General features: G+C 55.4%; 21 protein-coding genes. 10 read left to right on the top strand and 11 right to left on the bottom strand.

The features are described 5' to 3' along the window. Window positions 1-17 precede the first annotated feature (17 nt). Window positions 18-812, bottom strand: a complete 795-nt coding sequence (locus tag DC3_RS10110; RefSeq protein ID WP_146884251.1) for an SDR family NAD(P)-dependent oxidoreductase — start codon at window positions 810-812, stop codon at window positions 18-20. 198 nt (window positions 813-1,010) lie between these two features. Between DC3_RS10110 and ybiA the strand changes: the two genes are divergently transcribed. Continuing rightward, window positions 1,011-1,448, top strand: a complete 438-nt coding sequence (ybiA, locus tag DC3_RS10105) for a riboflavin biosynthesis intermediates N-glycosidase (RefSeq protein ID WP_146884250.1) — start codon at window positions 1,011-1,013, stop codon at window positions 1,446-1,448. Between the two features lie 2 nt (window positions 1,449-1,450). Next, window positions 1,451-2,203 carry a hypothetical protein gene (locus tag DC3_RS10100; protein ID WP_146884249.1) on the top strand — a complete coding sequence of 251 codons (753 nt, stop codon included), beginning with the start codon at window positions 1,451-1,453 and terminating at the stop codon, window positions 2,201-2,203. Window positions 2,204-2,242: 39 nt separating this feature from the next. Here the strand turns inward: DC3_RS10100 and DC3_RS10095 are convergent, their stop codons facing one another. The 3 genes from DC3_RS10095 to DC3_RS10085 are packed head-to-tail and all read right to left on the bottom strand — an operon-like array spanning window position 2,243 to window position 3,974. After that, window positions 2,243-2,803, bottom strand: coding sequence for a TetR/AcrR family transcriptional regulator (locus DC3_RS10095; protein WP_146884248.1), 561 nt, complete (start codon window positions 2,801-2,803; stop codon window positions 2,243-2,245). Further along, window positions 2,800-3,411 carry a GNAT family N-acetyltransferase gene (locus DC3_RS10090; RefSeq protein WP_146884247.1) on the bottom strand — a complete coding sequence of 204 codons (612 nt, stop codon included), beginning with the start codon at window positions 3,409-3,411 and terminating at the stop codon, window positions 2,800-2,802. The genes DC3_RS10095 and DC3_RS10090 overlap by 4 nt, the downstream gene beginning before the upstream one ends. Then, complete coding sequence (locus DC3_RS10085; protein WP_146884246.1) at window positions 3,408-3,974, bottom strand: hypothetical protein; 567 nt, start codon at window positions 3,972-3,974, stop codon at window positions 3,408-3,410. Before DC3_RS10085 ends, DC3_RS10090 begins: the two co-directional genes overlap by 4 nt. A 438-nt stretch (window positions 3,975-4,412) precedes the next feature. Here DC3_RS10085 and DC3_RS10080 point away from each other — a divergent pair, with 438 nt between their 5' ends. The 3 genes from DC3_RS10080 (at window position 4,413) to DC3_RS10070 (ending at window position 6,862) form a co-directional block, all read left to right on the top strand. Beyond that, window positions 4,413-5,474, top strand: coding sequence for an endonuclease/exonuclease/phosphatase family protein (locus DC3_RS10080; RefSeq protein WP_222594739.1), 1,062 nt, complete (start codon window positions 4,413-4,415; stop codon window positions 5,472-5,474). Between the two features lie 99 nt (window positions 5,475-5,573). Then, on the top strand, window positions 5,574-5,900 hold the full coding sequence (locus DC3_RS10075) for a PadR family transcriptional regulator (protein WP_146884244.1): 327 nt from the start codon (window positions 5,574-5,576) through the stop codon (window positions 5,898-5,900). Further along, the gene (locus tag DC3_RS10070; protein ID WP_146884243.1) at window positions 5,900-6,862 is read left to right on the top strand and encodes a permease prefix domain 1-containing protein; all 963 of its coding nucleotides are present in this window, start codon (window positions 5,900-5,902) and stop codon (window positions 6,860-6,862) included. The genes DC3_RS10075 and DC3_RS10070 overlap by 1 nt, the downstream gene beginning before the upstream one ends. Here DC3_RS10070 and DC3_RS10065 read toward each other — a convergent pair. The 5 genes from DC3_RS10065 to gnd form a co-directional block, all read right to left on the bottom strand. Next, window positions 6,846-7,886, bottom strand: coding sequence for a C39 family peptidase (locus DC3_RS10065; RefSeq protein WP_146884242.1), 1,041 nt, complete (start codon window positions 7,884-7,886; stop codon window positions 6,846-6,848). The two genes, DC3_RS10070 and DC3_RS10065, sit on opposite strands and share 17 nt — an antisense overlap. Window positions 7,887-7,956: 70 nt before the next feature. Further along, complete coding sequence (pgl, locus tag DC3_RS10060) at window positions 7,957-8,619, bottom strand: 6-phosphogluconolactonase (RefSeq protein ID WP_146884241.1); 663 nt, start codon at window positions 8,617-8,619, stop codon at window positions 7,957-7,959. Between the two features lie 51 nt (window positions 8,620-8,670). After that, window positions 8,671-9,597: a glucose-6-phosphate dehydrogenase assembly protein OpcA gene (locus DC3_RS10055; RefSeq protein WP_146884240.1), complete on the bottom strand. Its 927-nt coding sequence runs from the start codon at window positions 9,595-9,597 to the stop codon at window positions 8,671-8,673. Window positions 9,598-9,605: 8 nt separating this feature from the next. Next, window positions 9,606-11,108, bottom strand: a complete 1,503-nt coding sequence (gene zwf, locus DC3_RS10050) for a glucose-6-phosphate dehydrogenase (protein ID WP_146884239.1) — start codon at window positions 11,106-11,108, stop codon at window positions 9,606-9,608. Further along, on the bottom strand, window positions 11,101-12,012 hold the full coding sequence (gnd, locus tag DC3_RS10045; protein ID WP_146884238.1) for a phosphogluconate dehydrogenase (NAD(+)-dependent, decarboxylating): 912 nt from the start codon (window positions 12,010-12,012) through the stop codon (window positions 11,101-11,103). The genes zwf and gnd overlap by 8 nt, the downstream gene beginning before the upstream one ends. A gap of 321 nt (window positions 12,013-12,333) precedes the next feature. On the opposite strand from gnd, the gene DC3_RS10040 reads away from it, so the two are divergent. From DC3_RS10040 to DC3_RS10020, 5 genes are all read left to right on the top strand, one after another. After that, window positions 12,334-13,386: an alpha/beta fold hydrolase gene (locus tag DC3_RS10040; RefSeq protein WP_146884237.1), complete on the top strand. Its 1,053-nt coding sequence runs from the start codon at window positions 12,334-12,336 to the stop codon at window positions 13,384-13,386. Between the two features lie 56 nt (window positions 13,387-13,442). Beyond that, window positions 13,443-13,985: an antibiotic biosynthesis monooxygenase gene (locus tag DC3_RS10035; protein ID WP_146884236.1), complete on the top strand. Its 543-nt coding sequence runs from the start codon at window positions 13,443-13,445 to the stop codon at window positions 13,983-13,985. Window positions 13,986-14,251: 266 nt separating this feature from the next. Next, window positions 14,252-15,577, top strand: a complete 1,326-nt coding sequence (gene ffh / locus DC3_RS10030) for a signal recognition particle protein (RefSeq protein ID WP_146884235.1) — start codon at window positions 14,252-14,254, stop codon at window positions 15,575-15,577. 203 nt (window positions 15,578-15,780) lie between these two features. Then, on the top strand, window positions 15,781-16,359 hold the full coding sequence (locus DC3_RS10025; protein WP_146884234.1) for a DNA-3-methyladenine glycosylase family protein: 579 nt from the start codon (window positions 15,781-15,783) through the stop codon (window positions 16,357-16,359). Window positions 16,360-16,385: 26 nt separating this feature from the next. Continuing rightward, a complete protein-coding gene (locus DC3_RS10020) occupies window positions 16,386-16,619 on the top strand; it encodes a hypothetical protein (protein WP_146884233.1) in 234 nt (77 codons plus the stop codon). A 39-nt stretch (window positions 16,620-16,658) separates the two neighbouring features. Here DC3_RS10020 and DC3_RS10015 read toward each other — a convergent pair whose 3' ends face one another. Together DC3_RS10015 and DC3_RS10010 are read right to left on the bottom strand one after the other, a co-directional pair. After that, window positions 16,659-17,099: a hypothetical protein gene (locus DC3_RS10015; protein WP_146884232.1), complete on the bottom strand. Its 441-nt coding sequence runs from the start codon at window positions 17,097-17,099 to the stop codon at window positions 16,659-16,661. A gap of 175 nt (window positions 17,100-17,274) precedes the next feature. Then, window positions 17,275-17,709, bottom strand: a complete 435-nt coding sequence (locus DC3_RS10010; protein WP_146884231.1) for a hypothetical protein — start codon at window positions 17,707-17,709, stop codon at window positions 17,275-17,277. Window positions 17,710-18,044 lie beyond the last annotated feature (335 nt).

Here is an 18,044-nt window from a genome sequence, read left to right as displayed (position 1 = left end):
CATTGTTCATGAGCAAATCAGGCGGGGTTGCGTTCCTGAGCACTCCTCACCATGCGGGTGACCATCTTGCGGGGCAGGAAACGCGGAGCCTGAGCGGTCAGGTAGTTGCCCATGCCCTGAATGGCCACAGGTTCACCTTTCTGCATGGCAGCGTACCCGAATTCTGCGACCTCCATGGAGGTGGGGAGTTTCTTGCCCTGAACCAGTCGGGAGTCTTCCATTGCTGCTCTGGCCTGAAATCCGCTGGCAAAGGCACCAGGGCAGAGGGTCGTCACCGTGACTCCGGTGCCCTCAAGTTCATTGGCGATGGCCTCTCCGAAAGACAGCACGAAAGCTTTGGTGGCGTAATAGATCGCCATCAGGGGACCAGGGAGAAACGCTGCAGTAGAGGCGATGTTGAGCACCTTGCCTTTCCCACGTTTCACCATGTCAGGGGTCAGGAGGCCCGTGAGTTCCACCAGGGTGCGCATGTTGAGGTCCATCATGTTGAGCTGCTCACTGAGAGGGAGATCCACAAAGCGGCCGTAAGAGGCAAATCCGGCGTTGTTGACCAGAATGTCCACCTGCAGTCCTTTTGCTTTGAGGGTGTTCACCAGTTCCTGGCCTGCCCCAATTCTGGAGAGGTCCTGGGAGATGGTTTCCACTTTGATTCCATGCTTTTTGGAGAGGTCTCTGGCGGCCTGTTCCAGTTTGCTGGCACTGCGGGCCACCAGAATCAGGTTGTTGCCGTCTTTTGCCAGCAGTTCTGCAAGGTCAAGTCCAAGGCCGCCGGAAGCGCCAGTGATCAGTGCGGTGGATCTGAGGGTGGTCATGGTTGTGCTCCTTTGCAGGGGTTGATCCCCTGAGGTATGAAAATTCTTGTTCTGGATGCCGGAAGTCAGTAATAACTGACTGATGGTCATATATTAAATGACTGCTGGTCAGTTGTCAACAGCAGGATCAAAACCGCGTAGGCCAGGATACGTATGGCAGCTTTAAACCCACACCCTAAGCTGGATGCTGGAGGACCGATGGAAAAGATTCTGTTTTATCGACAACAGGACGCTTACGGGTACATGAGCAACTTCAGTGCCCACCGCGTCTTTTTAAAAGGCAAAAGCTGGCGCACCACCGAACACTATTTCCAGGCCCAGAAGTTCGCTGGAACCGAATTTGAAGAACAACTTCGCCTGATCGAAAGCCCCATGAAAGTCGCCGAGGCCGGACGCGACCGCAAAAAACCTCTGCGCAAAGACTGGGAGGAGGTCAAAGAACAGATCATGCTGGAAGCCCTCAGGGCCAAATTCACCCAGCACGAGGACCTCCGTGAACAGCTCCTTGCAACTGGAGACGCAGAACTCATTGAACACACCGCCAACGACACCTACTGGGCCGATGGGGGAGATGGAACGGGCAAAAACCGCCTTGGCATCCTCCTCATGCAGGTCAGACAGGAGCTGAGAGAATAACGATGAAACGACTTGCCCTCTCTTTGATTGCTTTTTCTGCACTGGCAGGCACCCACGCCCAGACCCTGATTGAGAATTACCATCCTGCACCTCAGGCAAAACGCATCCCGGTGGAAACCTGTGCCAGAAGTCAGGCCAGTGACGCCCAGACCCTTTTCACCTGCTCACGGGTCAGGGTGGTTCACACCCATCAGAACGTGGACAATTACGACGAATCTCCCGAAGTGCTGCTGGAAATGCCCAGAGGCATCACCCTCTCGGTGAAGATGGACCACCTGCCCTATTTTGCTGGAGAGGCTTACCAGACCGACCTCAACAATGACAACCGCACCGACCTGATCGTCACCCTGCCCTGGGGTGGCCTGGGGCTCGGTGGAGAGCGTGCAGTGGTGGTCTTTGCTGTGTCAAATGGTGAAGACTACGTGCTCTCTGCCATCGATTCCATGAGCTTTGGTCCAGCTTCTCTGATCCGCAACAATGGACAGAATCTGGTTTTGCACAGTGCATTCGTGAACACCAGAGCCATCGACAACAGAGACCACAGTTTCTTTGTCTACAGCCCTCTGAAGATCGATCATGGAGTCCTCAAAGTGGATTCTTCCCAGGAGAAGGTCTGGATTCAATACAAATTCAAACCCAACTCCACCCCGACAAAACTTCTGACCCGGTGGCAGAAAACGGTGGGCTGGAATCAGTACCTGAAGTGGACCACCGAAGACCGCATGATCCAGGGCATCTTCCGGAACGTCCAGTAGACAGCGACACCCCAGAAAGCACCGGAACTCCCGGTGTTTTTATTTTGATCTGATCAGTGCCAGGTAACTGTTTAAAGACGCTTTGAATTGTTCTTCCAGACCTGCTGTGCCCCGAACCACAGCCAGCATGCCTGTGCCCTCAATCAGGGCCAGAATGTGATCCGCAGCCTGTTCAGGAGAGATTGCAGATGGCCTGACTTGCCCTGTCAGATTCTGGATCAGGACCTCCCGAACCTGCTGGTGGTAAGCCACCAGTTCAGGACGGATTCTGGGCAGCACTGCAAACAGAAAACGGTAGTAGGCACTCAGGTCTGGGATTTCCTTTTGCAGTTCCAGCAGCATGTTCACATAGCTTTGCCACAGCATCTCTAAAAAAGCATCCAGATCCTCTGGCAGGTTTGCTTCGGTCTGGAAGAACCTCAGGAAGTAATGCTCGATGGTGGCCTGATACAGCTCCTCTTTGTTCTTGAAGTAATGGTAAAAAGCGCCCTTGGAAAGCCCGGTGGCCCGCACCAGATCCATCATGGTGGCCCTATCGTAGCCTTTTTCCAGAAAGAGCTTCAAAGCACAGGTGAGGATGTGGATTTTGCTGTCGGTCATGTGGTTTCCTCTCTGGGCCGGAACATGCAGTAAAGAGGCAGGTCTTTCAGGTGGGCCTCATGTCTGAGGTCAAACCCCAGATGCTGATACAGGCGAACATTATCAGCATTTTCCGTGTCCAGAGCAAGTCCAGCAGAGGTCCGGTGCTGTTTCACCTTCTGCATGATGTGGGTCATCAATTGTTTCCCGAGTCCCTGGCCCTGGTGTTCAGGATGGGTCCCGATCAGGACCAGGTAGTGGTGGGCCACATCAGGAGCATGCTTCTGGGTCTGTTCGGCGTAGGCATTGAGTTGCTGCAGAAGGGCAGGTGAAAAATGCCGCAGCAGTCTCAGAGACCTCCAGATCATGGGGAAAGAGGGCGTGACCCGGGATTCAGGCGTGGCCAGCAGACAGGCGGCCAGCAGCTTCCCATCTTGAGCCACACCAAGACGCTGTTCTGCCATCAGGTGGGCTTTGTCCCACAGGAACCCTGCCAGCTTTTCTCTTCTGCCTGCAGGGGCTTCTGGTCCCAGCAGGTGCACAAAGAGCGGATCTTTCTCAAAAGCTGCAGAAATGAGGTGAACAAAGGCACGCTTGTGGCTTTCGTCCAGAATCATGATCTCTTTCATGATTGTGCTGTTTCGCCTGCCGCCCGGTAATGGTCCACCCCGAAGCTGAACACCACTTTCATCAGGAAGAGCACCCCCATGACCAGCAGAGGAACGGGAAGTCCAGCAAGAATCAGGATGCCAGAGATGCCCACCACCAGCAGACAGGCCGCCGTGAAAAGCTGCAAAGGGTGACCATGGAGGGCATTCACAAACAGCACGGCGATCATGGTGTAGGCCCAGATCAGGACGCTCTCCAGCAGTCCAGTCCCCATCAGCCACGCCAGCACAGGCAGATGCACATGAATGGCAATGAAAATCCTGCGGTGCATGGGCCTGTGGGCATAGTAATCGCTGGTCGAGCGTGTGAAGTTGGCCACACACCCGGCCACGATGTCCACCATCAGCAGGACCGTGAGAACACTGCGCCAGAGGGGAAGGGCACTGAAGGCTTCTTGTTCTCCCAGAATCAGCAGGGCAGTCACCCCGAGTCCTGCGAACAGCACCAGCAGGACCTCCAGCAGGGTCTGCTGTTCTCCAAAAACGTCATGCAAAAAAGCGGGAATCCTTCGGGGTTTCAGCATGCTTCTCCTTACATACCGGACGTCCGGTATGTTGAAGATAGCAGGTGACAGTCTGCAGGTCAAGTTCTCCCTGAAAATGTTCGCAGGCCACAACGTCCTACCAGGGTGAGTGCAAAGTCGCTAGTGAGGCGGTGTCCCTGCTGAAAGCCGTCAGCCGTCAGCTTTCAGCCGTCAGCAAAAAACCTCAAAGATGCTTTCACTTGATCCAGACAGAACAGACAGTTGACCCGCCAGCACCGTTCAAATCTTTCTCTGGCCGCTTGCAAGAGCATCAGGACTTCTTTTGCTGACCGCTGACGGCTGACCACTGACGGCTGACCGCTGACCGCTGACCACTCCAAACCATCTGCATGTCTGAACTTTGCCCTCACCCCACCCTGAACAGCCCCCCTGGACCTGACCCTGCACTGATTTTGAATCGGGTATAATCCCATCACCATGTCCAAAATTCTGACCCGTGTCCTGCTGTGGCTGGTCGCTCTGGTGGCTTTGCTTGCTGGTCTGGTTTACGCCCTGACGTACCATCCCCGAGATCAGGAAGACGTCCCGGTGGCTTGCAACCCGGAGGCTCCCACCCTCAAGGCCGGGCAGCCTTTCAGGGTCCTGAACTGGAACATTCAGTATCTGGCAGGAAAAGGTTACGTCTTTTTTTATGACCTGCTCGATGGCAGCGGACCGGACACCCGCCCATCAAAAGAAGCCATGGCGTCCACCCTCGAAGAGGTGGTGCGGGTCATCAAAACGGAAAACCCTGATGTGGTTCTGCTGCAGGAAGTGGACACCGGGGCAAAGCGCACGGATTTTCAGGACCAGGAAAAAATTCTGGCAGAGCGTCTGGGGTATGCCTGCTCTGCCAGTGCATATTACTGGAAAGCCCGTTTTGTGCCCCACCCCCAGATCATGGGTGCTGTGGGCATGAAGGTGGTCACTTACTCCCGCTTCAAAATCGATCAGGCCATCCGACACCAGTTGCCCCTGATCCCGGCAGATCCGGTGACCCAGGCTTTCAACTTCAGGCGGGCCATTCTGGATGTGGTATTGCCTGTGGAAGGGGGGGAAAGCCTGCACATCATGAACACCCACCTTGATGCCTTTGCGCAAGGTACGGACGCCATGGAAAAGCAGGTCAAAAAGACCCATCAGGTGCTCAGGAACGCGGGCAAAACTGTGCTGATTGGCGGAGATTTCAACCTCCTGCCTGATCAGGCCGCCAGAGCACGCCTGCATGAACAGCATCAGGCCTACTACAACCCTGAAAGCGAACTGGGCATCATCCTGCAGGACTACCAGAGCATGCCCTCACTTCAGGAAGTCCAGCAGGACCCCGAAAAGTGGTTCACCCATTACCCGAATGATCCGCTGGCAAAAGGTCCAGATCGGACCATCGACTATTTCTTTTACGACACCGGAGTGAAACTGCTGGGTCACCATGTGCGCAGGGAAGACACACTGAAGATCTCGGACCACCTGCCCATGGTCGCTGAATTTCAGGTGCAGTGACTGTTGAATCAGGGATGGCCCCGGGGTTTACCCGGGTCATTTTTTGTGCAACTATATAGAAGTCTAAGGTACATAGAAGTATAAGGTAATGGAGGTTTTATGGACCAGAAATTCAAACAGGGCACCCTCGATTTGATCCTGCTCTCAGTGCTTGAGGAGAAACCCATGTATGGGCTGGAAATCCTCAAAGCCGTGAACAGCAAATCAGGAGGCATTTTCAGTTTCAAGGAAGGCAGTCTGTACCCCAGCCTGCACAAACTGGTGAAAGAAAAGTGCATCGAGGCGTCCTGGGAACCTTCCACCTCAGGAGGCCCGCCCCGCAAGTATTACAAGGTGACCGACACTGGCATCCAGACCCTGAAAAGCAAGAAAGAAGAATGGGCCACCCTCAAAACCGGGATGGACCTGCTCCTGAGGTTCTCTTGATGACCCTTGACCAGTACATCAAAAAGGCCACCAGAGGCCTGCCCAGAAAAGACCGTATCGATGCGGCTGCAGAGCTTCGTGCCCACCTGATTGAGAAAATCAAGGAGCTGATGCAGCAGGGGTTCTCCAGAGAAGAAGCCACTTATCTGGCTGTTCAGGAAATGGGAAGTCCACAACTTCCACTGGCCCAGCGCATCAGGCACTTTGCACAACACCACTTGCCTTACTGGGTGCTTGGGGTTCTGCTTCTGGGGACAGCAGTCTGGTGGGGGAAGGACAACCTTTTTGCACCCCGAGCAGGCATCCATCCTCTGGAAGACCTTGGCCTGCAGGAGCTGAAAGCTGTGGTCGGGCGTGGGGTGCAGAGCCAGTCCGGATGGCAGGCGGTCAAGGTGGTTTACCCGCCTGAAACAAAATACATCACCATGTCCATCGTCGGGGGAGATGAGACAGGAGACGGCATCAGCACCTCTTCGGGGTCTCTTCCTGTTCCTGGAAAGCAGGGCCGTCCCAACAATTTCCGGGCCACCTCCACATTCCTGCTCGGGGTGCAACGCCTTCCAGAGAAATGGTGTCAGGGCCTGAGCCTGATCACCCTCCATGTTCACGAAGGGGGCGAAGGCAGCAGTGGTCTCTGTCTTGGTGCACATCCTGAGGATCGAGGTGTTCTCTTTCGTGGCTGGGATGTGCACTCACCTTTCCTGGGTCGGCGTGAAATCAAACTGGACACATGGATTCCCCTGGCAGAGATTTATGTGCCTGAGAGAAAGGCTTGCAGCCCTTCCTGCCCGACTTCACCCATCAACACCCTGGAAGAACGGGTCCGTCATCCAGAGCACTGGCAATTGCTGATGATTTATGCTTCCACAAACACCCATCGGCCTGATCCGGTGGTGGCCTGGAATGTTTCCAGAAGCCAGTGGGACATCACATCCAGGCCCCGACTCAGGGCTTCTGAATGATGTAAGCCGTCCCACCCGAGTGCTCAAGCCACAGTTTTTCCAGAATGGCCCGGTTGTAGGTGCGCCTCACCTGGGTGTCGTCCTTGCCTGCCGGGTCATTCATCACCACATTGCCATTTTTGTCAAAACCGACAATGACCATCAGGTGTCCTGAGGACTGGGGCAGGGGCGCGCCAGGCAACTCCCCTTTCTTCCAGCCCATGCTGATGATCACCGGCACATTCTTTGAAATCCACTGCTCGGCTTCTCCCAGGTGTTCCAGACGGGTCACATATGCGTTCAGGCCATGGCTTCCGGCCAGAGCCGTATTGAACACCCAGTTTCCTGTGCCGTCATAGGCAGGATCATATGTTTTCTGGGCGGCTTCCGGCACAGAGAGGTCAATGCCGTAATACTTCATCACCATGCTGGTGCTGGTGGGGCTGCACCAGGCTTCGCCACCATCTGGATAGATCATCTGGGAACGTAGAGGCACATCGAGAACCTTACCCCAGACGGTTTTGTTGGGCGTGTAAGCCCCAGGTTTCGAAGCAGAGGAGGTCATCACCGAGATGTTGCGCAACTCAGGACTTGCGCCGGCTTTGCTGCTCTGGAAGGTGACCCTGTACTGGTACTTCGTTCCCTGAGAGGTCAGTTTCAGGGTGTCGGTCAGCACCCGACCATCTGAATCCTTCTGTCCATTGACACTCTGGCGAACCTTTTCATCCTCGGACCAGATGCCCAGGGTGTAATACCTGCTCCAGTGACCTGCTGTGAAGACCCTGGCTTCCAGGCGAACCTGTGTGCCCACAGGTGCTTTCGCATTCCAGGAGAGGATCAGGGTGTCAAATGCCGGAACGGCAATTTCAGCAGATTCCAGGGTTCCTGTCTTCTGGGCGGGAGAGAGCCTGACCACAGGTCCAGCGGTCACCTGTTGCAGTTTGCTGGTCTGGAAGGCTTCAGAGCTGAAGGTTTGCAGGGTGGTTTTGGCAGTTGCAGTCATGGTGGTCAACAGAACAAGCACAGACAGGATTTTGAGGTTCATGGTTCTGCCCCTGAGTGTAAACAAAAAAGAAGGGGAGAGGATGATCCCTTCCCTTCATGAAGCTGGTTTTTCAGAGCAATTCAGCAATTGCAGCGTCCACATACCAGAAGGGGTTCTCCACACCTTCAATGGGATGCTTGCCGCTTTTGTTTTTGACTTCCAGAAGCACTTCTTTCTTGTTTGCCCCTGTGGCCAGAATGTGGATGTTTCTGGAGCGGTTGATCTCTTCAAACGTGAAGGTGATGCGCCAGGTGTTCAGCTTTGGCACGAAATTGGCCACCACACGACCAGAAGCCGTCAGGGCTTCGGTGTCAGGGAACAGGCTTGCGGTGTGCCCATCGTCTCCCATGCCCAGGTAGCACAGGTCAAGTTGATCCGGGAGCACGGCAGCATAGCGGGAAGCGGCCTCCTGAGGGTCCAGCTCTCCTTCCATGCGAAAGACATGCTCAGGCTGGATGCCGACCCCATCAAAGAAGTTGTCCTTTGCGGTCTTGTAATTGCTGTCTTTATGGTCTGCAGGCACAGTGCGCTCATCACTGAAGTAGAAACGCACTCTGGACCAGTCCAGATCCGTCTGTGCCAGAGCTTTATACAGGTGCACTGGGGTGCTGCCGCCAGAAAGCGCCACAGTGAAAATTCCTCTGTCCTGCACGGCCTGATTGTAAAGGTCTACAAATGCACGGGCAGCCTCCTGCCCGAGTTCCTGGGGAGTGCTGGAAATGTGGTATTGCATGGGTCTCCTTGAAAAAGGGCGAGCCAAAGCCCGCCCCTCTCTTGAAATGTCTCAATACGCCTTGGCGTTTTTCAGCGATGCCTCAAACACACTGGGGTTTTCCTGACCGTCCAGCACATAACCCAGCAGGGCAGCAATGGATCGCATGGGCTGGTGCAGGGTGTTGTGGTGGGTGCCAGAAGTGAGCTGGATGTTCACATCCACGCAGTCAGAATTCAGCGCTCTGGCACTGAGGGTGGCCCCATCGGCTTTGATGTCAAAACCCAGAATTTCACCGTTGCCGCGTCCGTCTGCAGGCTCTGCATGCAGGGTGATGTTGCTGAGGTCGTTCCAGCCCAGCCTTGAGGCGAACCACCCGAGGTACAGCTTGGCCACCACATCTCTGCGGCGTCCCTCTGCGTAGTACACATCCAGCTTTTCAATTTTGTTCAGCAGGGCTGCTGCTTCCGGGGAATCGAAAAGCTGCGCGGTGATTTCACGCCAGGACAGGGTTCTGGCCCAGTTCAGGTCGGTGAGTTCATAACGGGCATCCTGGGGGATGTTGAGGGTCACCGTGTCTGCAATCACCAGATCTGCAAGTTCAGCCAGTTCTTCCAGCAGTTCCACGTTGGGGTTGCGGTAGGTGGCCCACCAGACGTACGTCTGCACGCCAGGTTGCAGCAGGGGCAGGATGGCCCCACACAGGTGCTCCTCCTGTCCGTAGATCACCAGACGTTCAATGTAGCGGCCTCTCTGGTCGAAGATGCTGACCTCCACCCTGACCCCTTCCAGATTGGGGTCAATGATGCCCACGATCTGGCGTTTGGCGTGACGGGCGTTCAGTTCCGTCAGGGCAGTGAGGACGTTCTCCTGCAGGTCCAGTTCGGTGATCACCACAATGTTGCCGGTGTGGGTGCGGTACTCCTGGTTGGTTTGAGCCCAGAGTTTCTCCAGGGCTTTCGGTGCCTGTCTGACGTCGGTGACCACAGGACCGTGCATGGTTTACCTCACAATCTCCGCCAGCGGCGGTTGGGACCAATCAGTTCATCGGCTGCGTCGGGACCCCAGGTTCCAGCCTTGTAGTTGGGGAACTCTGGAGCGGGGGCTTTCCATGCTTCCAGAATACCGTCAACGAGTTGCCATGCGAGTTCCACTTCGTCTTCACGGGGGAAGAGGGTGGCGTCTCCCAGCATGCTGTCCAGCAGCAGGCGTCCATAAGGGGTACCGGTCAGCTGTCCGAAGGCGTCGTATTTGAAGTCCATCACCACCTCGCGCAGGTAGTTGTCCTGTCCGGGCACCTTGGAGTTGAACTTCAGGCTCATGCCTTCGTCAGGCTGGATGCGGATCGCCAGCACATTGCGCTCTGCCTTGTTGGGGAAGATGTCAGAGGGGGGGTTCTTGAAGACCACGGCAATCTCAGTCACCTTTTTGGGCAGACGCTTGGCGGTGCGCAGGAAGAAAGGCACCCCCTGCCAGCGCCAATTGTTCACCTCAAGCTTGAGGGCCACATAGGTGGGGGTCACAGAGTCAGGAGCCACGCCCTTTTCCTCACGGTAGCCCGCGACAGATTCACCGTAGAGGGTGCCCTTGCCGTATTGCCCACGTACAGCGAACTCCCCAACGCGCTCTTTGGGAATTGGGGTGATGCTTTTGAGCACTTTCACCTTCTCGTCCCGGATGGCGTTGGCATCAAAGTTGGCAGGGGGCTCCATCGCCACCAGCGAGAACATCTGCAGGATGTGGTTCTGCAGCATGTCGCGCATGATTCCGGCTTCCTCGTAGTAGGCTCCGCGCCCTTCCATCCCGAGGTCTTCAGATGCGGTGATCTGGATGTGCTCAATGTACTGGCGGTTCCACAGGGGCTCGAAAATCACGTTCCCGAAGCGCATCGCCATCAGGTTCTGCACGGTTTCTTTTCCGAGGTAGTGGTCGATGCGGTAGATCTGGTGCTCTTCCCAGGTTTTGTGGATGTGGGCGTTCAGTTCACGGGCACTTTCCAGATCGACCCCGAAAGGCTTCTCAATCACCAGACGACGCCAGAAGTTGCTGCCTTCTTCCTGAAGCCCCTGTTCACCCAGAAGCTCAGCAATCGGGGCAAACACACTGGGAGGGGTGGCCAGGTAGAACACCACATTGCCGCCAGTGTCCCGCTGACGGGACACCTCTTCCAGCTTCTCCTTCAGCTTTCTGAAGGTCTCGCTCTGGTCAAAAGGACCACCCACAAAGAACAGGCCTTCCTGGAAACCATCCCAGGTCTGCTGGTCGAATTCTCCGGTTTCCTTGCTGGTTTTCACGCTGTCTTCTGCAAAATCCCGGAAGCCCTCATCGGACCAGTCCCGGCGACCCACGCCCACGATGGAGAAGTTGGGATTCAGTTCCCCTTCCATTGCCAGACGGTACAGCGCAGGAAGCAATTTGCGCTGGGTCAGATCACCCACACCAAAAATCACCAGCACACAGGCGTCGGGGGTGCGGCGTCTGCGCATGCCTTCACGAAATGGATTACTCATCACTCACCTTTTTCACTGCATGCCCACCAAAGGCATTGCGCATTGCAGACAGCACTTTCCCAGCGTAGGACTGGTCTTGCTGGCTGCGCAGACGCATCTGCACACTGAGGGTGATCACAGGGGCAGGCACCCCCTCCTGAATGGAATCGATCACCGTCCAGCGGCCCTCGCCCGAATCAGACACATAATCAGAGAGGTCTTTCAGCTCGGGGTCGTTCTTGAGGTATTCGGCGGTGAGGTCGAGCAACCAGCTTCTCACCACGCTGCCATGCCGCCACAGTTCTGTGATGTTGGCAAGGTTCAGCCCGAATTCTTCTTTGGCGCGCATCAGTTCGAGACCTTCGGCGTACGCTTGCATCATCCCGTACTCAATGCCGTTGTGGACCATTTTGACAAAATGTCCCGAGCCCACAGGTCCGACGTGTAGCCAACCTTTGGGATTGGGGGCCAGTGCGGCGAAAATGGGGCTCACATGCACCACTGCGTCGGTGTCCCCACCGATCATCAGGCAGTAGCCCTCTTCCAGGCCCCAGATGCCTCCAGAAGTCCCTGCGTCCAGAAAGAACATGCCCTTCTCAGCAAAGATTTCTCCACGGCGCATGCTGTCCTGGTAGTTGGAGTTGCCCCCATCGATCACAATGTCATGTTCAGCAAGTTTTTCCAGCAGAGACTGCAGGGTGCTCTCGGTGGGTTTGCCGTGAGGCACCATCACCCACACCACCTTGCGCTCCGGGAGGGCTGCAATCAGGTCATCCAGGGTGTTTGCGATCTCGGCACCATTTGATGCAGCTTTCTGGCGGTTTTCTTCGCTCAAGTCAAATCCGACAATCTCATGTCCAGCACGGATGAGGCGTGTGGCCATGTTGCCGCCCATTCTTCCCAAACCGATCAAACCTATTTTCATGTCCTTGATGATAAACCCTGAGGGTCAAAAAGCAATGTGCGAATTTCGTATTTGTGTATATGAGACACTTTAGATGCCGAGGGCCAAGAGCCGAGGGCCGAGGGCAAATACAATGCAAATGCCTGAGCTTTACGGACTGGTTTTGCAATAAAGCCATGAAATACAGGTTTTTTCAGCCAACCCCCCTGTGGTCTCCTTGACACCAGCAATGCAGCAATTTACCTTGCTCTCGGCTCTCGGCTCTCGGCTTGACCCCATCTCCCAACAAAACCTAAACAAAAACCACTTTCAGCAGCACAATCCCCCCTTTATGATTCGAATATGCGCATCTCCCGGTTCTGGAAAACCATCCTTTACATTGCGGGCATCAACCACCTCTACCAGTTGTGGCACAACACAGCGTTTGCGAGGAAGCACTTCATGCCCGGGAACCGGGTGGATGTGGGAGGGTACAACCTGCATTACGAAATCATGGGAGAGCACCATGAGGGCCCCACTGTGATTCTGGAAGCAGGCATGGGAGGGAGTACCCCTTACTGGACGGCCATTTCCCCAACCGTCGCAAAATTTGCCAGGGTGCTCAGTTATGACCGTGCAGGGTACGGCTGGAGCGACAACCGCTCTGGGAAATGCACCATGGAGTGTCTGGTGGAGGAACTTCACCATTTGCTCAAGGCGGCAGATGTCAGACCTCCCTATGTGCTGGTGGGTCACTCCTTTGGTGGCGTGGTCAACCGGATTTACGCCCAGAAGTATCCAGATGAAGTGGCAGGCATGATTCTGGTGGACTCGGCCACGGTCTGGAAGGGCAAAAAGGGACGCCTGCACCGTCAGTCTCAACGGGCCGCATTGCGTCACAGACTGATTCGTCTGGGGTTCCCTTTGTGGATAGCTCAGCTCAACCTGATTTATCCCCTGATGCTCAAGCCTCTGGGTGAAATTCCCTGGAAAACCAAATTTGCCCTGATCAACATGTTCTTCCTGAGAAAATCTGCCAGAACCTACCTGACGGAACTCTCCATCGTGGCGGACGCAGTGACAGAAGCAGAGAGGGAAAGCAGCCTGGGCGATCTTCCCCTGACCGTCATTCGTCACGGGCATGAAGTCTCAAAAGACGCCCCCAAACTCCTCAGGGAGACTGAAAAGATCATGGTGGAGGCCCAGGAACGTCTGCTGAAACTTTCCACCCGCGCCCGCATGATGGTGGCCAAAAAGAGCGGTCACCAGGTGATCATGGATCAGCCTGAGGTGGTGGTGCAGGCCATCCGTGAGATGCACAAGCAACTCACCGAAGGCTGGGAGCCTCCCATGCCCAAAAAATCCGCAGCAGAACAGGAAGCAGGACTGGAAGCTGCAGATCTTGTGGAAGCCTGAGGGCTGGAATTTCACAGTGAGGCTTTTTCCTGCAGCAATCCCGCTACAATGTGCCCATGCAAGAGGGCGCAGTGACCTTTTCCGTTTCCAGACTCGTTCGACCAGACCGCATTGCTGAATTTGAAGCCTGGGTCAAAGGCTTTGGAGAAATTGCCCAGAAGTATCCTGGCCACCTTGGGGTCGGGGTGATCCGTCCGGTGGATGGGGCCGCCCCCGAGTACACCATGATCATCCGTTTTGACTCCTACGACAACTTCAAGAACTGGCAGGAGTCTCCGGAACGCCAGGAATGGCTGGACCGCTCAGAGCCCATGATTCAGGGTGAACCCCGAATGAACATCATTCCAGGTCTGGAATACTGGTTCACCCCTCCCACTGCTCCTGTGCTCAAGACCCCTCCGCAACACAAGCAGGTGGTGGCCGTGATGCTTGGTCTCTTTCCGCTCAGTCTGGTGATGGCCTGGGTGGGGCCCCACTGGTTCTCAGGAATGCCTTTTGTGGTGCGGCAATTTTTCAGCTCGGTCATTGTGGTGGTCCTGATGACCTACCTGGTGATGCCAAACATCAACAAGTGGCTGCGGGTGTGGCTGACCAAATAGCCGAGGGCCAAGGGCCGAGAGCCGAGGGCAAACTGGCATGCTTTGGCAGCAGTATGGAGTTGACAGTATGCATAGGCTAAAGCACTATACGCTCTCGGCTCTGTCTTGGCCCTGAATACGTGCTCCCCAGGCGGCTGGGTCGCACTGGGCCGCCGGCTCTCGGCGATGAGCAAGGGAACTGCATCTGCCGCCAGCACCCTGTCCCTCCTCAACAATCTTGAGCATTTCACTGTGCACCCTCACCTCAACCCTGTACACTGGAAAGCATGTTTGAGTCGTTAGGCAAGAAACTCCAGGACATTCTGGACAATGTGCGTCAGCAGGGACGCCTGACCGAAGCTCAGGTGAAAGCTGCCATGCGCGAGATCCGCATGGCCCTGCTGGAAGCAGATGTGAACTTCAACGTGGCCAAGGACTTCGTGGCCCGTGTCTCCGAAAAAGCCGTTGGACAGGATGTGCTGACCAGCCTGAATGCAGGCCAGCAGGTCGTCAAGATCGTTCACGATGAACTGATCGAAACCCTCGGGGGCAGTGCCCAGCAACCCCAGCTCAAAACCGAGAACAACGTCTGGTTCATGGTGGGTCTGCAGGGAGCAGGGAAGACCACTTCCACAGGCAAACTGGCTGCCCATTACAAAGGCAAAGGCCGTCGTGTGCTGCTGGTTGCTGCGGACACCCAGCGTCCTGCTGCCCGCGAACAGCTCAAAGTGCTGGGCAATCAGGTGGGTGTGCCTGTGCTGGAAGTGCAGGACAACGAGCCTCCGCACGTCACCCAGCAAAGGGTCAAAGAATACCTGCAGAAAGACTTCCGGGATCTGGTGATTGTGGACACCGCAGGCCGTCTGCAGATCGACGAAAACCTGATGGACCAGCTTGCAGACCTGAAAACAGCACTGAACCCCACCGAAACCCTGCTGGTGGTGGATGCCATGACCGGTCAGGAAGCCCTGAACGTGGCCGAGACTTTCGACAAACGGGTGAACCTTTCGGGCCTGATCATCACTAAGATGGACGGTGACGCCCGTGGGGGTGCTGCACTGTCTGCCCGTTTTGTGACTGGCAAACCCATCTACTTTGCCGGGGTCAGCGAGAAGATCACAGGTCTGGAGCCTTTCTACCCTGACCGTGTGGCAAGCCGCATCCTCGGGATGGGCGATGTGCTCACCCTGATCGAGCGTGCCCAGCAGGCAGAGCTTTCTGCCATGGACCCCAACAAAAAGATCACCGATTTCGACCTCGAAGACCTCTTGCTGCAGATGAAGAACCTGCGCAAGATGGGACCTCTGGGCGACATCATGAAACTGATTCCAGGCATGAGCAAAATGCTCCCTGAGGGTTTCAATGTGGATGAAAAACAACTCAAGCAGATTGAGGCCATCATCCAGTCCATGACCCTCCGTGAACGCCGGGACCCCAAAGTCATCAACGGTCAGCGCCGCAAGCGCATTGCTGCAGGCTCAGGGCGCACTGTGCAGGAGGTCAACCGCCTGCTGAAAATGCACGACCAGATGAAGGACATGATGAAGGTCATGCAGCGCATGGGGATGGGCAAGGGCGGCAAGGGCATGCCCAAGATGCCGTTTGGCAGATAGCGGTCAGCCGTCAGTGATCAGCTTAAAACGGGGAGGAACAAGATTTGCTCCTCCTTTTTTGGCATTCGCTCAAGGACTCAATCATGCAGTTTCTGAAGAAGCAAAATGACAACTTCTCTGATGCTTTGGCCTGTCAGAGACCCTCCTGCAGGTTGTTTTTGCTGATGGCTGACGGCTGAGAGCTGACCGCTTATACTGAAATTATGTCCAAAACAAAAATCATCATGGACCATCTGTCTCTGGACCCCATCCTGGGGGCCGTCATTGAAAAAGTGGGACCACCCCCAGAGGTTCTGAAATCCCGTCATGATCGACCCTTTACGGTTCTTGCTAGCTCTGTGATTGGTCAGCAGCTTTCGGGCAAGGCGGCAGATGCCATCGAAAAGCGTGTGGTGGCTTTAACTGGAGGCCTCCTGCCTGAGTTGCTCCGTCACCACACTGCCGAGGCCCTGAGGGCGTGTGGTCTTTCCAATGCCAAATCCAAAACCCTGCTTGCCCTCAGTGATGCCGCCCTGGAAGGCAAGGTGAACTTCGATGGGCTGGACCCCCTCTCCAATGAAGAGATCATTGAGCAACTGCTGCCCATCTGGGGCATTGGGCGCTGGACGGTGGAGATGTTCCTCATGTTCGGCCTGGGCAGAGAAGACATCTACTCTCTGGGAGATGGAGCATTGAAACGGGCCTTTGCAAACCTGTATGGTGAATCCAACCTGGATGAAGTGACCATGCGCTGGAGCCCTTACCGCAGCTATGCCAGCTGGTACCTCTGGAGGACCCTTTAAACGGTATCTCCAGACAGGAGGACCACATGAAATACGTGCTGTATCAGGAATTCCACAGCCAGAGTGACGTGACCCCTGACCTCAGAGAGATGCGCAGCACTTATATACAGTATCCCGAGTGTGACTTCGGTTTTGTGCTGCGCAGTGTGGACCATCCAGAGACCTTCATTCTGGAGACCCACTGGAATGCTCATCCGGTGGAAATTCCACCGCATTTTGCCTGTGATAAATACCGCTTCTGGACCTTTGAGGCCCTGTAACCTGAGAGGGCAGATCATTGATCTGCCCTCTTGTGGTTTTCAGTCCAGCCTGATGGTTTTGGGTCTTGCCATCACTGGAGCAGGAACCTCTTCAGGTTCCATGGAAAGCCATTTGCGGGTCCTGCCATCCAGAAGTCCATAAATCCCCACTCCGGCCACCAGCAGGGTGAGGCCTCCAGCACTCCACCCCAGGGCCATCAGGACCAGCAACGTCATGGAGAGCATCCAGGCCCAGGATTTGCGGCTGGAAAGGGCATACACGCCCACCTGACACATCAGGGCACTGGTCAGCAGCACAGCAATGCAGGAGGCCTGCAGTTTTCCATAGGCCAGCCAGCCAAAAATGGGGTAGAGCTCCACCAGGGCCTGCAGAATTCCAGTCCCTGTCAGCATGAACAGTGCGCCTGCAGCAAGATTGGCAATGGTAAAGAAATGCAGTGTGGAAATGGTCCAGCTCAATTTTCGGGGTGCCGCATTCATGAAATCAGCATACCGATTTCTCGCTGAAAATTGTGTGATGGGAGACATTAGGTCATTTCATGTAGGCGTGGCCTGAGGCATTGGGACCTGCTTCTGATCTGACCCAGCAGAAAATCAACCCGGTCATCTGCCGGGTTGAGGGTGGAGTGCTGCAGGCAGGTGGCCTGACAGTGCCCTAGAAATCTTCCATCACATATGGGCCAAAGAAATGGGTCTCATAAGCCCCGTGGGCCCTGAGGATGTCCCTCACCGTGGCTTTGGTGCCTGGTGTGCCTGCATGAATGTACATCACATGTTTCCCCTGCAAGCAGGCTTGCTGGTACTTCTTTAAAATCTGGGTTTCATCTGCCACGTAATCCTGCACATTGCGCAGGAAGCGGGCGATCCACCCGTGTTTGCGTCCATCCTGATCGATGTGACGCAGGGCCGCTTCACCTGAGAACACTGCAATGGCTTCCGGTGCATATCCAGCTTCCAGCAGTTTTGCCTTCACCTGCTCCACCTGTTCCTGGGTGTCCAGAATGGTGGTCATGTGATAGGCAGGGTACAGGATGAAAGGCGCACCGGGTTTGTTGAAAGGACTGGGAGTGAGTCTTCTGGGCTGACGCATGTTCCAAACCTCCATTCGCGCACACTCGGGACGTTGCAGCAGGAAGAGGAGAAAACGTAGCACTATGCAAAGTGTTACACACAGAGTACCAGCATATTCTCTGAGAAATTGTGTGCCTGGGCGGCCCAGGGCTTTTTCTTATCCAGCATGACTTGCATCCATGCACCCCAAGTGGTAAAGTTGAAATTCGGGCGTCTTGACCCGTGCTAAGGTCAGACGTTAATTCTTTATCAGAAGCCAATGTGGGTTAGCACCGCAAAAGCCCACCGCTTGGAGGAATCATGGCTAAAGGTACGTTTGAACGCACCAAGCCCCACGTGAACGTGGGAACCATC

The organism is Deinococcus cellulosilyticus NBRC 106333 = KACC 11606, from assembly GCF_007990775.1.
Classification (GTDB): Bacteria; Deinococcota; Deinococci; order Deinococcales; family Deinococcaceae; genus Deinococcus_C; species Deinococcus_C cellulosilyticus.
The sequence above is the reverse complement of the archived record's forward strand: the minus strand, read 5'-3'. Positions and strand labels throughout refer to the sequence as shown.